The organism is Acinetobacter sp. CAU_H_56 (assembly GCF_058599425.1).
Window position 1 is genome coordinate 413614 of the sequence record NZ_CM178654.1, and the last position, 14747, is coordinate 428360.

Sequence of the window (14747 nt, forward strand, 5' to 3'; positions counted from 1 at the left end):
CTCGCGCCCCAATCGCTAAAGCGATTCCTTCAGGTTATGCCGTAATCATGCGTGCGTTATATCACATCGTCGTTACTCGGATCGCCGCTGAATCATCTCTTTTCAGCGTTTAATTGCTGTACCGCTTTTTGTCGATGTCCATTTGACTTTATTTTTAATGGAGCACCCAATTTCCGGGTGGAATACTCTATGAGCAAAACTTTTGCTGAATTTTCTTTGCATGAATCGTTACAACAAGCCCTTCAAGGCTTAGGTTTTACTACTCCGACTCCTGTACAAGAACAATCTATCCCTGCTGCACTAGAAGGTAAAGACCTTTTAGTATCTAGCCAGACAGGTTCGGGTAAAACCGCTGCGTTCCTTCTCCCAACTTTGAACGCACTTGCTAACCAAGATACTTTCGTACCATTTAAAGAACGTATGAAAGCGGTGACTCAACCAACTATTCTGGTGATTTCACCAACTCGTGAATTGGCACAACAAGTATGCCAAGACGCGATCGCATTTGTACGTCACATGAAAGGTGTTCGTATTGCTGCAATTATGGGTGGTATGCCATTTGGTAAACAAATCCAGCAGTTAAAAGGTGCACAGGTTGTTGTAGCAACTCCAGGCCGTTTACTTGATCTTGTTAACCGTCGTCAAATCAAACTTGACAAAGTTGACTCGCTGATCGTCGACGAAGCTGACCGTATGCTGGATCTTGGCTTCTCTGAAGACCTAGAAGCAATCGGTGACTTGGCTGCAAACCGTAAACAGACACTGATGTTCTCTGCAACTTTCGCTCCACGTATCATTACGCTTGCTGAACGCATGATGAATGAGCCAGAGCGTATTGCAATTGAAACTGGTCACTCTACCAATACTGACATTACCCAGACTTTACACTGGACTGATGGCTTTGAGCACAAGAAAAAACTTCTTACTCACTGGTTAAACGAAGAAGATGTTGATCAGGCAGTGGTCTTTGCTTCTACTCAAGAAGATACAGATATGCTGGCTGAAGAACTTGCTGAAGCAGGTTTATCAGTTGTTGCTCTACATGGTGCGATGCCACAAACCGTTCGTAACCGTCGTCTGCGCAGCATCCGTGAAGGTCGTGCAAAAATCCTGGTTGCAACTGACGTTGCAGCACGTGGTCTAGACGTACCGACAATCTCTCACGTGATCAACTTTGGTCTTCCTATGAAGAACGAAGACTATGTACACCGTATCGGTCGTACAGGTCGTGCGGGCCGTACCGGTAAAGCAATTACTTTAGCGACTTATCGTGAACGCGGTAAAATCCGTGCACTAGAAGACTTCCTTGAAGCTCGTCTAAATGTATCTGAAATTGAAGGTCTTGAGCCATCTCCACCTCCTGCACGCGGTAGCCGTGATGGCGCTGGTCGTGGTCGTGGCGGTCGTCGTGATGGCGGTCGTGGCTTCGGTGGTGGTCGTCGTTTCGAAGGCGAGAGCAATTTCAAACGTCGTGAAGGTGGTGATGACCGTCCACGTCGTAGCTTCGATGACAAACCTCGTGGCGAACGTCCTGCGTTCGGTGGCGAAGATCGTCCACGTCGTGACTTCAACAGCGATCGTCCACGTCGTGAAGGCGGTTTCGGTGATCGTCCACGTCGTGATTTCAATGAAGACCGTCCACGTCGCGAGTTTAATAATGATCGTCCACGTCGTGACTTTGGTGACCGTCCTCGTTTCGAAGGTAATGATGACAACCGCGGTAACCGTGTAGATTACAAACCACGTCGTGAAGGTTCTTTCGGTGATCGTCCAAAACGTGACTTCGGTGATCGTCCTGCTCCACGTCGTGAAGGTGGTTTCGGTGACCGTCCAAAACGTGATTTCGGTGACCGTCCAGCACGTCGCGAAGGTGGTTTCGGTGATCGTCCAGCACGTTCATTCGGTGATGACCGTCCAAAACGTGACTTCGGTGACCGTCCAGCGCGTCGCAACTTTGATGACAAGCCACGTGGCGAGCGTTCATTCGGTGAAGATCGTCCACGTCGTAAATTCAATGACTAATTGAATAACGTCTGTAATAAAAAAACCAGCCTGAGTGCTGGTTTTTTTATGCATTGATTTTTTGTTTTTTCAGCATAGAATGCCCACTTCGTCAACTTTTTCTGGATTTATGGTGATTCGTAATCTGAAAGCATCCTTGTATAGTCTTTCATATTATTGAAGGGGTACATGTCCTACATTGCGGTAACTTTGCTTTTATGCAATCTGATTTATTATGTATATCGTATTTTAAATGGATCATAGTCTGTTAAAATTGCGTCGAAATAAAATTTTTGATTACTAGAAATATATGGCCAGGCATGGAGCATTATGTTTTCCATGAACTTGACCCTTCATTTTCAAATGCTAACATGTTGAACTTCGTTCTTTTGTCATATGCATGCTGAAAAAATGCAGGAATAAACTCAGCTATGAAAAATCAAACAGCGCAGGATCCTCAGTCTTTGATTGAAGTCAAGAATTTGAGTTTCAAGCGGGGTGAGCGTGTAATTTATGACGATATCAGTTTAAACATTCGTCGTGGACAGATTACTGCCATTATGGGACCTTCCGGAACTGGTAAAACCACTTTATTAAGATTGATCGGTGGGCAACTGACGCCTGAACAGGGTCAGGTTTTACTGGACGGTAAAGATATTGCCAAGATGTCCCGTTCCGAGCTTTTTTCTGCACGTGCACGTATGGGGATGCTGTTTCAAAGTGGCGCTCTGTTTACCGACATGAGCGTCTATGAAAATGTTGCCTTTCCGATTCGTGCGCATACCAGATTGCCTGAACATCTGATTGCTGAAATCGTGGCTTTGAAACTCGAGTCAGTAGGACTACGTGGTGCAGAGCAAATGATGCCTTCAGAGTTGTCTGGCGGGATGAATCGCCGGGTGGCTTTAGCTCGCGCGATTGCACTGGATCCGGAACTGATCATGTACGATGAGCCTTTTGCCGGGCAGGATCCGATTGTGATGGGGGTTTTGACCCGGTTGATTCGCTCTCTACGTGAAGCACTGGATTTAACAACCATTATTGTTTCACATGATGTGGCAGAAACTTTATCGATTGCTGATTACATCTATGTGGTCGCAGAAGGCAAAATTCAGGGCGAGGGCACAGCAGAGGAATTGAAAAATCATCCTTCAGCCTTTGTACAGCAGTTCCTGACCGGTTCGGTTGAAGGCCCGGTAGATTATCAGTTTAGTCATCAGGCTTATTTAAGTGATGAGGTACGTTCATGAATGCCATTGCTGCCTTAGGTAGACGCGTTATTGAACGTGTTCAGGGGATTGGTGTTGCAACACTGATGCTGTTGCAAATTCTCTTTTCCATGCCGACCTGGCTTGGAGTAAAGCTGTTTGTTTATCAGATGTATCGGGTTGGGGTGCTGTCACTCTTGATTATTGCGGTATCTGGCCTGTTTATTGGTTCGGTACTCGGTTTGCAGATGTATACCATCCTGTCGACATTCGGTAGTGAAGCGATGCTTGGTACTGCAGTGGCTTTAACCCTGTTACGTGAATTAGCACCTGTGGTTGCTGCCTTACTATTTGCTGGTCGTGCCGGTTCTGCCTTAACTGCCGAAATTGGTCTGATGAAAGCAACCGAGCAATTATCCAGTATGGAAATGATTGGGGTCGATCCCTTAAAACGGGTGATTTCACCACGCCTTTGGGCCGGTATTTTTAGCTTGCCAATGCTCTCTGTAATCTTTGCTGCGGTCGGGATTATGGGCGGAAAAATGGTAGGTGTTGATTTTCTGGGTGCTGATGAAGGTGCATATTGGAGTGGCATGGAAAGTACCGTGCGATTCTATAAGGATGTCCTGAATGGCACCATTATCAAGAGTTTTGTTTTCGCATTAATTTGTACCTGGATCGCGGTTTATCAGGGTTATGCCTGTGAACCAACATCAGAAGGTATCGCAACTTCTACAACACGTACGGTCGTCTATTCTTCGCTGTGCGTATTAGGTTTTGATTTCGTGTTGACTGCGGTCATGTTCGGAGGTATTTAATGAAATCACGTACTAGTGAGCTGGCCGTTGGTGTTTTTGTCATTCTTTTCGGTATCGCCCTGTTCTTCCTAGCGATGCGTGTCAGCGGTCTGGTAGGCACCAATATTTCTGATAGCTATCAGATGACAGCGACTTTTGAAAATGTAAATGGCATCAAGCCACGCGCTAAAGTTGCTTTAAGTGGGGTAAAAGTCGGTCAGGTCGATAAAATTACACTTGATCCGGTGACCCGTTTAGCCACTGTTCATATGACACTGGATGGCTCTCTGACTTCTTTTAATGCCGAGCAGCTCAAGCAGGTTCAGCAGGAAGCATTGGAAGAGTTACGTTATAGTTCAGACTATACCGCAGCCGATCCTGCGCAACAAAAAACAATGGAAAAACAACTATTAGATAACATGAAATCCATCACCAATATTGATGAAGATGCTTACATTATGGTAGCAACAAATGGTTTATTGGGTGAAAAGTATCTGAAAATTATTCCAGGTGGCGGTCTGACTTACTTGAAACGTGGTGAGCAGATTGCGAACACTCAAGGCACCATGGAAATTGAAGATTTAGTGACGAAATTTATTACCGGTGGTGCCGGAAAATCGTCAGATAGTCAGGAAAGTGCCTCAGAAGAAGCTGCATTTTCAGAAACAATAGATGCAGAACCTGCATTTGTTGAATAACAGATTGAGGAGATTTGAGTGAAGACTTTAGTAAAACAAACGCTTGCTGCAAGCATTCTTTCAACAATGGTTGCTGGTACAGTGTTTGCTGCACCGTCTGAAGCCCCGCCTGCTTTTATTAAAAGAGTCGCAGACAATTTGATTGATCGTCTTAAAACCGATCATGCCAAATTACAGAATAATCCTGCGCTTGTGAAAACGATTGTTCGTCAGAATCTTGACCCGTATATCGATTCACAATCGTTTACCCGGATTGTGATGGGGACTTATGCGACCAATCAGTATAGTACTGCGGCGCAGCGTGCACAGTTTGAAAAGAACTTCCGTGAAACCCTGATTGAAAATTATGGTACGGCTTTCTCTAAGTTCAGTAACCAGACCTACAGCGTTCGTCCTTATAAGGCGACTAACAGCAAAAATCCTGTGGTGACTATCGACTTTAATAACAAAGGCGAGAAAATCCCGGTTGCTTTCCAGCTGGTTGATAAAGGTTCGCAATGGAAAATCCGTAACATTAACGTATCTGGGATTGACCTAGGTCTGCAGTTCCGTAACCAGTTTGCGGCTACAGTAAAACGTAATGGTGGTAACCTGGATAAAGCCATTGCTAACTTCAAGCCAGATGCTGAAGCGGCAATTGACAAGAAAAAATAAGATAGGTGAGCTGTGATTCAATTCAATAATCAGGAACTGCAGGTTTCAGGCAAGATTGACGCTGACAATGCGCAGAACTATTACTTAGATGGTCTGCGTGTCATTAAGTCACAGGACAAGTTTCCTGTGGTAGTTAATCTGGCTGGACTTGAGCAAGGTAGTACTTTGGCTTTGGCTGTTCTGGTGCGCTGGTTGCGCCAGACCCCGCAAGCACGAGGGCTACAGTTTAAAGCGGTTCCTGAGAAAATGATGAAGATCATTCAGGCCTGTCATTTGCAAGATGATTTACAGATCATTCAGTAAATAAAAAAGCACCGGAAGGTGCTTTTTTATTGCCGGTATATTTTAAAAAAGTTCCTCCCTTTCTCAAAGGGAGCTTAGGAGGGATTAGTTAATTAACCTCTCCCTAACCCTCTCCTGAAAGGAGAGGTAACTTGTATTTTAAAAAAGTGGAGAAATGGGTCTAGACTCGAACTTTAAGCAAATATTGGAAGTCTTTTCTCTCTGAGCGAGATTTAAAGCACTGCCTTAAATCTAAACACAAGAGAGTTAGAGAGGGTTAATTCTGACCTCACCCTTGTGCAGCAGTGCTGCTTATCACCTGAAAGGAGAGGGAAATTCCTCCCCTAATAAGGAGAAATTAGGAGGGATTCTAAATCCACTTCTTCCATCTAAAGTAAATCAATGGTCCAATCAGGAAGCCCATAATAATAATGTTCACCATCACAAAGCTCATCGAACCTTGAGCGAAAGGCAAGACATCAGTGTTCATCCCGTAAATACTGGCAATCAGCATGGGTGGCGCGAGCATACTCGGTAAAATCGAGAAGCGACGGATCGTATCATTCTGTTCAGTGTTAATGAATCCCGACGTGGTATCCAGCAAGAAGCGGACTTTCTGGAACAGGAAGGCATCGTGTTCGACCAGTGAGCGCACGTCTTCACTGAGTTCTCGAATATCCGCATCATAAATATGACTGCCTAAGGCACGTGGACGTGACAGAAAGGTAAGTACCCGGCGTAAATCGATCAGACAGAGCTGGGCTTTCCCAAGCATATCTTCCAGTTGGGCCAGACGGGTAATCATGTCATCCAGATCAAGGATCTGTTCACGATGCCGGTTATTCAGAACTTCGGTTGAGTATTTTTCCAGATCCTTATGTACATCTTCCAGAATATCAGCCAACTCATCCAGTTTGGCTTCGAGTAAACCCAGCAGAATCCAGGTTGGATCTTTATAGTCAATATCGTAATCATTGCGACGCGCACGGGCACGAAAGGCACGGAAAGCTACCAGCTTTTCACCGCGCAGGGTAAAGAGCCGGTCTTTATGCAAGATGAAAGCAACTGTCTGAACCGTTGCGAGGATGCTGGCATCATCCTCATGTTCACTTTCGACTTGATAATTTTTATTTTTCGTTAAGAAATAGGTACTGATGTGCAAAATACCGTCATCATCACGGTAAAATCGGGCACTCGAAGAAATATCTTCCAGAGATTTTAAAGTGGGCAGGTTTTGCTCATAGGCATCCAGAATCCATTGCTGTTCTTCCTGTGAAGGCGCAATTAAATCTATCCAAACCAGTTCCGGATGCAGGTCGAAATCACCATTGATGGTGGCATCTTCTAGGCTACCGCGCTCTGTGGCGTAAAAGGCTTCAAGCATGCTGTCTTTTCTCCCTTGCGCAGTATGTTAATCTAAATGCGTGTATTTTAGACAAGGAATTGAATAAAAACACTGATTGTGCAGTTATTTTTGAAAAAAAACTCTCAGGCGCTGCCTGCGTACTATATACCGGCAATGCAATGGTGAAAATGATGAATTCTATCGCAATTTTCTGTGGCTCAGCGCTAGGTTCTGAACCTGGTTATAAACAAATTGCTGAAAAGGTAGGCCAAGCCCTGGCAAAAAGACAGCAAACACTGATTTATGGTGGTGGTCGTTCCGGATTAATGGGCATTGTAGCAGATAGTGCCCTGGCTGCAGGGGGCGAGGTCATTGGTGTCATTCCAAGACCCTTGGTGAATCGTGAATTGGCGCATCCGCATATTACCAAGCTGTATGTGGTCGATAATATGCATGAGCGTAAGACCAAAATGTCAGAACTCTCCGATGGTTTCATTGCCATTCCGGGTGGGGCGGGAACACTCGAGGAAATTTTTGAACAATGGACTTGGGCACAGCTCGGGATTCATAAAAAGCCTTGTGCTTTTCTCAATGTCGATGGCTTTTATGATGATTTGCTTAAATTTATTCAGATGACTACAGATAAAGGTTTTACCAAGCCACGTTTTACTGAATCCCTGATCGTGAGTGATGACTTCGAAGAAATTTTGCAGAAATTTCAAGACTACCAGCCGCCTGAAGCAAAATGGGGTATGGTCGATCAGGAAGATCTCGTAAAATAAATACTTCCCATTTGATCGTTCCGAATTCATGAAAATTATTACCGTCGCAGCTGCCATTATTTTGAATTCAGATCAGCAGCTGCTGGTGGTTCGTAAGAAAAATACTGACTGTTTTATGCAAGTGGGTGGCAAGCTGGAACCAGATGAAGCACCTGAACAAACTATGCTACGTGAAATTAAGGAAGAAATTGGCTGTCAGGCTGAGATTCAGCAATTTATCGGGCGTTTTGAAACACAAACTGCCAACGAACCGGATTATCAACTGGTCAGTTATGTTTATCTGGTGCAATTAGATGGCGAACCACATATTGAAGCTGAGATCGCCGAGATGAAATGGGTGGACCTGGATCAGGAAGATGTGAAACTTGCACCTTTAACTACAGAAATTGTCATACCTTGGGTTAAAAAGAACTTACTGGCACAAGCCTGAGTTAAAGTTTGGCTCCTGCCAGACAGGCGGCATAAATCTGCTGACAGCCCAGTTTTTCCAGTTGCTGGCTTAAAGCTCGAATTGAGCTGCCAGTCGTAACCACATCATCAATAATTAAAACCTTACGATAACGGACTTTTGAAGAGGTAGTGACCCTGAACTGGGCTTCAATGTCTTCGATACGTTCCAAACGGCTTAAGCCTTTTTGTGAATGTTGCTTGAGTCGTTCAATGGGCTGCCAGACGGGAACTTGTAAGTGTTTGGCAACATGTTTGGCCAGTAATAGGGATTGATTATAGCCACGTTCAACCAGCCGTTCGGTTGAAATCGGCATAGGAACCACTGCACTGACTTTAGGAAATTGTAAGGTCAGTAATGCACCTGCCAATAAAGGTTCCAGATGCAGCTTTTGTTCATATTTAAATAATTGAATCAGGCGATCCATTGGGTAGGCATAGTCACACGCCACCTGAAACGGCATTTCCTGACGCTGAATAGTCTGATGTGCCCAAGGCAATTGTTGCCAGCAATCCTGACAAACAGAATGCAGATTTTGATAATCTGTCTGGCAAAGCTGACAAGGCTGTAAACGATTCAGCCAGTGTTTTCCCTGTTGGAGCAGCTTAAACATAGGCATAGCGTGGAGCCTCAGGTAACCAGCGTTTTAATAATGCATCCGCCTGTTTCGGATAATCTTTCAACATCTGCTGGGCGACATAATGCGCCTGATTCAGCAAGTGATCATCACGTTCCAGCTTGGCTACACGGAAACCCATATCACCGGTCTGTTTGGTTCCTAATAATTCACCCGGACCACGTAATTCCAGGTCTTTCTCGGCAATGATAAAACCATCATTGGTTTCGCGCATGATGCGTAGACGTTCCTGACCATTTTGTGACAATGGGTTTTTATAGAGCAGGGCACAGAAACTGGCTTTGGCACCACGACCCACCCGGCCACGCAGCTGATGTAGTTGTGACAGGCCGAGACGCTCGGCATTTTCAATCACCATAATGGAAGCATTCGGGACATCGACTCCGACTTCAATCACGGTAGTGGCAATCAGTAGCTGCAGTTTATTGTCTTTGAATTCCTGCATGACTGCCTGTTTTTCATCGGCTTTCATCTTGCCATGTACCAGACCGATATTCAGTTCAGGGAAGCGTTCCTTGATCTCGGCAAAGGTCGCTTCTGCGGCTTGAGCATCCAGCGTTTCAGACTGTTCTACCAAAGTACAGACCCAATAGGCCTGCTTACCTTCAGCACAATTCGTGGCAATACGTTGCAGAACTTCTTCACGGCGCTCCAGCGGAATAGTCACAGTCTGGATCGGGGTACGACCCGGTGGGAGTTCATCAATAATCGAAGTATCCAGATCCCCATAGGCTGACATGGCAAGCGTGCGTGGAATTGGCGTTGCGGTCATGACCAGTTGATGCGGTGACATACCATCCAAGCCTTTATTTCTCAAGGCTAAGCGTTGATCGACCCCAAAACGATGCTGCTCATCAATAATCACTAAGCCCAGTTTGGCAAACTCGACATTTTCCTGAAACAGGGCATGAGTTCCTACCACCAGATGCGCGCTGCCATCACGGATCACTTGCTCTGCTGCAGCACGCGCTTTACCTTTCTGCTTCCCGGAAAGCCAGGCAACATTTAAACCGAGTGGTTCGAACCAGCGCTTGAAGTTGAGGTAATGCTGTTCGGCCAGAATTTCAGTGGGTGCCATCAGCGCGACTTGCCATCCTTCTTCTAGGGCATGACAGGCTGCTACACCCGCAACCAAAGTCTTACCTGCACCCACATCACCCTGCACCAGACGTAGCATCGGTTTATTCTGCTTCAGGTCTAGGGCAATTTCTTTGGATACGCGTTTTTGTGCACCCGTCATTTCAAAAGGCAAACCGGCCAAAAGCTGTTTGGCATAGGTCTTACTTGGTGAAAATGAGGGAGCTTCAATCTGCTGAATAAAGGCACGCCGGGTCAGTAAACTGATTTGATGTGCCACCAGTTCCTCAAAAATCAGACGCTGCTGTGCCGGATGTGAGCCTTGGGTCAGCTGCAACATATTGGCATCCAGCGGCGGATGATGAATATATTCCAGTGCCTGTTTCAGGCCATAACCATTGCTAAATTTTTGTGGCAACAGTTCAGGTAAATCATCACTGTGCAGCTCTAGTGCCTGTTTAATATATTCCCGTAGCTTGGGCTGAGTCAGTCCTTCGGTTGCCGGATAGATCGAGGTGAGTTGGGTATGAGGCAAAGGTGTATGTTCAGTAATCACTTGCAGTTCTGGATGATACATTTCCAGACCACGGGCACCGACTCGCACTTCACCAAAGACTCTTAAACGGTTACCAAGCTTGCAGCGATCGGTAATGCCTTTATAAATATGATAAAAGCGCAAAGTGACTTTGCCAGAATCATCATCCAGTAACACCGCCATGGATTTACGTTTACCGGGTGGGAAATCAACCCCTTTCACGACACCTTCCAGCAAATAGCTGCGTCCCACCGTTAATTGATTCATGGGAATGATCGTGCTACGGTCTTCATAGTCACGTGGTAGATGAAAAAGCAAATCATCAGTATTAAAGATATTTAGTTTTTCGAGTAAAGCAGCGGCGGCATTGCCAACGCCTTGTAACTGATGGACTGCAGCCATGTCCCCTCAACCAGGTCTGTGATTCGGTGTCGAATGCATATTTTATTTATTGGTTATGGTAAAACATCCGAGCGGGTAGCTAAACAATTATTTGAGCAAGGTCATCAAATTAGCACAATTAGCCAAAGTCCCAAAACAGATTCATTCGCAACTCATCTGATTCAGGATGTACACACTCTAGATTTAAGTACAGTCGCTCCGATTGATTGGGTCTATGTGTTACTCAGTCCCAAACAGAGGGGTGTCGAAGCCTATCAGCATACTTATCTGGATTCGGTTCAGCCAATCGTTACTGCCTTGAAATCCCATCCGGTAAAAAGAATTGTGGTGGTGTCATCAACCCGGGTTTATGGACAGAATGCGGGTGAAAGCGTGAATGATGAAACTGAAATTCATCCGAATGATGCTCAAGGTGAAATTCTGCATCACATGGAACAGGTGTATCTCGCCGCTTATCCTGATCAATGTACCATTATCCGCCCAAGTGGGATTTATGGGACTTCTGTGGCACGTATGCAGAAAATGGCAGCATCGATGACCAGCTACCCAAATCTGCATTGGTCGAATCGGATTCATATTGAAGATTTATCACGTTTTCTAGCTCAGATGATTCACGTGGAACATCCTGATTCTTCATATATTTTGAGCAATAATCAGCCAAGACTTCTGCATGAAGTCCTGCAATGGTTCCAGCAGCAAATGGGTTTACCTATATTGAAAGTCGAAAGTGACAGGGTGACGGGTAAAAAGCTGTATGCCACCAGAATGGAAAAGATAGGGTTTGAATTAAAGCATCAGGACTGTTTTTTGGATTATTTGACGCTAATGTGATGATGAAATAAGCATGAGAAATAATCTCATGCTTATTTTTGTCTTATCGACCACCAGGACGTCGATCTGCGGCACGGTCACCACAAGATGAACCATCTTTTGCAGATTGCCAGCTGTGGTCGCAGTTGCCAGCAAAGCTAACAGCTGGAATAATAAGACAAATAGCTAAAAATAGTGACTTCATTAAAATACCCCCTAATTAGAAATTAGAGGGTATAGTTTAAAAAAATATTCGACAAATATTATTTAAAAAACTTTAGTCTAATAAATGATTTATTTCTTTTTCCGCTTTGCACGTTTCTTGGCCTGTTCAGCCGCAACCGCATCTAGTGCTTCTTTCAACTCTTCATCGGTAAAGGAGGTGATGTGATGCAGCATTTGTAGCTTCACTTCATCTAATACTAGATCTGCATACTGCGCAACATTGGTCAGCTGCTCATCATAGACAATGGCATTGTCATCGTTGGTACAAATATAGCCTTTTTGCGTCAGAACTTTGATAAAGCTTTGGAATAAGGCTTTGTCAAAAAATTCTGGTGAGTTGAATTCATACAGTACAGAAAGGCGTTGCCCCACCAGATGACTCAGTTCTTCTACCTGACGGGTTGAAATGTTGCCTGGGCCACGCTGAGTAATTAAAGCCAGCGTCATATAGTAACGTTCCAGACTTTGGGTCACTGGGGCGGCCAGAACTTCAAGCTGGTGATGCGCTTCAGTATTTGGTGCTGGCGCTACCAGATTTTCACCATCTTCACTGATCAGGTTGGTTGCAAGTAAAGCATCGATATAAGCATCAACATGTTGCTGAATTTCGTCTTCTTTCCATTTCAGGAATAGCTCAGCTTTCAGGAATGGATAGAGTGTACTGCTGGCATTGATCGCATCTTCACGGCGAATCATACCGTTGTGTTCTACCAGTGCTGCAATTAGAGACGGCAGTACAAAACTATGTACGATGTTGTTACGGAAATAGGTCAGCAATACGGCCTGATTATCTTCAATGGCAATGATATCGCCCAGAACGTGTTTCACCCGTTTAATTAGCTTGAGCTTCATTGCATAGGCAATAATCTCTTTACCTGAAAGTGAGGTAATTTGCATACGCTCATCATAAGGTAAAGCCACCAGCAGATTACGGTAGGTATCCAGCTGCTTGATACAGATTTCTTCGTCCAGCGTATGTTTCGGTGTTGCCAATAAAATAAGTGACAGCAGTGAAACCGGATTCACCACGACTGCACGGTTGATATTTTCCAGAATGGCTTGGGCGGAACTGTTGACTGCGTCGGATACCGGCTGCGGAATCGGATCATCATTCTTTTCAATTTTGATATGTTCTGCGCCGTGCTGTTTCAGGATGTCATCCAGAAATACCGGTTCACCGAAGTTCAGATGGACCTTACCAAAAATACGCTCAATTTTGCGCAAGGTTTTCAGAATGCCAAAAATAGATTCTGCTTCTTTCGGCTTGCCGTTCATTTCACCGACATAAGTACCGCCTTCCATCAGGCGTTCATAGCCGATATAAGTTGGAACGAAGACAATTGGCTTGGCCTTGCCACGTAAATGACCATGTACGGTCATCGCCAGCATGCCGGTTTTTGGTGGCAGCAGACGGCCAGTACGTGAACGGCCACCTTCGATAAAGTATTCCAGTGGAGTATTACGTGACAAAACGCTATACAGATATTCTTTAAATACAGTGGTATAGAGTGCATTACCGCGGAAGGTACGACGGATAAAGAAAGCACCGCCACCGCGTAAGATCTGACCCACAAATGGCATGTTCAGGTTATCGCCCGCTGCAATATATGGCACCATCAGGCCACGACGATAAATCACATAAGACAATAATAGGTAGTCGATATGACTGCGGTGACATGGTGTATAGACAATTTCATAATCTTTGGCCAGTTCACGCACGGTACTGAAATTATGCACTTCCACGCCGTCATAAAGCTGGGTCCATAAACGGGTCAGGGCTTTATCGGCAAAACGTACAGTCGAATGAGAATAATCTGATACGATTTCATTCAGATAACCAATCGCACGACGTTCTGCTTCCAGCATGCTGATTTTGCTGCGGATGCTTTCGTTACGAATAGCCGCTTGTACATCCGGCGATTTAATCAGGCCATGCATCACATTACGGCGATCTGACAGGTCAGGGCCGAGAATCACTTCACGCTGTGCATCCAGATAATCATTCAGACGGCTGACAATATAGGTCGCTGGTGCTGAATTTGGATAAGTTTCTTTGGCAAAGTCCATGAGGGCACGCAAAGATTGCGGCTCATGAAACTCCAAATAAGACTGGCGGCCATGCAGACCGATATTAACCAGCTGTTTGACCCGACTTGGCGTAGACCAGGTATCAGTAAATAACAGTTTAAACCAGGAATCTTCTTTTTCAGGATCACGACCCCAGAGCACAGTGACCGGTACCAGTTCCACGTCTAGTTCAGGATTTTTTTCCAGTACTTCAATCAGACGTAACAGACGTGGTGGAAAGGCATGTGGTGGTGAGCTAAGTAGATTATTCTCATCATGGTGCTGTAGGAATAGAACCGAAGCCTTTTCCTTACTGTCACCAATCTGTAGAGGGTCAAGCGCAGGCGGCATGTTTAAACGGCGAGTTTCCGCATCGACCACCAATGCATTACTGCGTGAATGATTCTGCAAGATATAACAGACGATTTTCTGCTGTGCTGCCGGAGTCTGGTCAGCAGTAGGAGTTGTCACTTCACTTGGTACTTCCCCAAGAACATGCGGGGTGACCACAAGATCAAGTAGCTTACTTGAAAGCTTGCGATACATTTGACCAAAGCCACTCTTGGACATAGTTACTCCTAATTTTACTGACCAAAACTACAGAATTTCTGAGGGAATTTATTTTGATTGATTATAAAAACAAACAATATGTCATTTTCTGACAAATTCAATCGAAGTGGTTCAATTTTAGCGCGAAAGCAGATGTTTTTCCTAGTAAGTTGCAAGAGCAGTTGACAGAACAGTCAATCAATCTTTAGAAGATTGCTTGGATTTTATGG

13 protein-coding genes are annotated in these 14747 nt (G+C 45.0%); 9 read left to right on the forward strand and 4 right to left on the reverse strand.

Translation table 11 applies throughout. The annotated features are described in order from the left end of the window. Nucleotides 1-189: 189 nt before the first annotated feature. From AC4MCC_RS01960 to AC4MCC_RS01985, 6 genes are all read left to right on the forward strand, one after another. Nucleotides 190-2022 carry a DEAD/DEAH box helicase gene (locus tag AC4MCC_RS01960; protein WP_180011177.1) on the forward strand — a complete coding sequence of 611 codons (1833 nt, stop codon included), beginning with the start codon at nt 190-192 and terminating at the stop codon, nt 2020-2022. Between the two features lie 410 nt (nt 2023-2432). Continuing rightward, nucleotides 2433-3251: an ABC transporter ATP-binding protein gene (locus tag AC4MCC_RS01965; RefSeq protein ID WP_159122639.1), complete on the forward strand. Its 819-nt coding sequence runs from the start codon at nt 2433-2435 to the stop codon at nt 3249-3251. Beyond that, complete coding sequence (mlaE, locus tag AC4MCC_RS01970; RefSeq protein ID WP_004786970.1) at nt 3248-4027, forward strand: lipid asymmetry maintenance ABC transporter permease subunit MlaE; 780 nt, start codon at nt 3248-3250, stop codon at nt 4025-4027. Before AC4MCC_RS01965 ends, mlaE begins: the two co-directional genes overlap by 4 nt. Continuing rightward, nucleotides 4027-4704 carry an outer membrane lipid asymmetry maintenance protein MlaD gene (mlaD, locus tag AC4MCC_RS01975; RefSeq protein ID WP_491885632.1) on the forward strand — a complete coding sequence of 226 codons (678 nt, stop codon included), beginning with the start codon at nt 4027-4029 and terminating at the stop codon, nt 4702-4704. Before mlaE ends, mlaD begins: the two co-directional genes overlap by 1 nt. An 18-nt stretch (nt 4705-4722) precedes the next feature. After that, entirely contained in the window at nt 4723-5358 is a 636-nt protein-coding gene (locus tag AC4MCC_RS01980; RefSeq protein WP_004786965.1) for an MlaC/ttg2D family ABC transporter substrate-binding protein, read from the forward strand. A 12-nt stretch (nt 5359-5370) separates the two neighbouring features. Beyond that, nucleotides 5371-5661, forward strand: coding sequence for an STAS domain-containing protein (locus AC4MCC_RS01985; RefSeq protein ID WP_491876502.1), 291 nt, complete (start codon nt 5371-5373; stop codon nt 5659-5661). 349 nt (nt 5662-6010) lie between these two features. On the opposite strand, the gene AC4MCC_RS01990 is transcribed toward AC4MCC_RS01985, so the two are convergent. After that, entirely contained in the window at nt 6011-7024 is a 1014-nt protein-coding gene (locus AC4MCC_RS01990; RefSeq protein ID WP_159122636.1) for a CorA family divalent cation transporter, read from the reverse strand. A gap of 152 nt (nt 7025-7176) precedes the next feature. Here AC4MCC_RS01990 and AC4MCC_RS01995 point away from each other — a divergent pair, with 152 nt between their 5' ends. Then, the gene (locus AC4MCC_RS01995; protein WP_180003288.1) at nt 7177-7767 is read left to right on the forward strand and encodes an LOG family protein; all 591 of its coding nucleotides are present in this window, start codon (nt 7177-7179) and stop codon (nt 7765-7767) included. A 28-nt stretch (nt 7768-7795) separates the two neighbouring features. Then, entirely contained in the window at nt 7796-8197 is a 402-nt protein-coding gene (locus tag AC4MCC_RS02000; protein ID WP_491885633.1) for an NUDIX hydrolase, read from the forward strand. A 1-nt stretch (nt 8198) separates the two neighbouring features. On the opposite strand, the gene AC4MCC_RS02005 is transcribed toward AC4MCC_RS02000, so the two are convergent. Then, nucleotides 8199-8834 carry a ComF family protein gene (locus tag AC4MCC_RS02005; RefSeq protein WP_419374495.1) on the reverse strand — a complete coding sequence of 212 codons (636 nt, stop codon included), beginning with the start codon at nt 8832-8834 and terminating at the stop codon, nt 8199-8201. After that, on the reverse strand, nt 8821-10866 hold the full coding sequence (gene recG, locus AC4MCC_RS02010) for an ATP-dependent DNA helicase RecG (protein WP_491876505.1): 2046 nt from the start codon (nt 10864-10866) through the stop codon (nt 8821-8823). The genes AC4MCC_RS02005 and recG overlap by 14 nt, the downstream gene beginning before the upstream one ends. A gap of 33 nt (nt 10867-10899) precedes the next feature. Between recG and AC4MCC_RS02015 the strand changes: the two genes are divergently transcribed. Beyond that, complete coding sequence (locus AC4MCC_RS02015; protein ID WP_491885634.1) at nt 10900-11697, forward strand: NAD(P)H-binding protein; 798 nt, start codon at nt 10900-10902, stop codon at nt 11695-11697. 273 nt (nt 11698-11970) lie between these two features. On the opposite strand, the gene plsB is transcribed toward AC4MCC_RS02015, so the two are convergent. Next, the gene (gene plsB / locus AC4MCC_RS02020) at nt 11971-14538 is read right to left on the reverse strand and encodes a glycerol-3-phosphate 1-O-acyltransferase PlsB (RefSeq protein ID WP_419374492.1); all 2568 of its coding nucleotides are present in this window, start codon (nt 14536-14538) and stop codon (nt 11971-11973) included. Between the last annotated feature and the right edge of the window lie 209 nt (nt 14539-14747).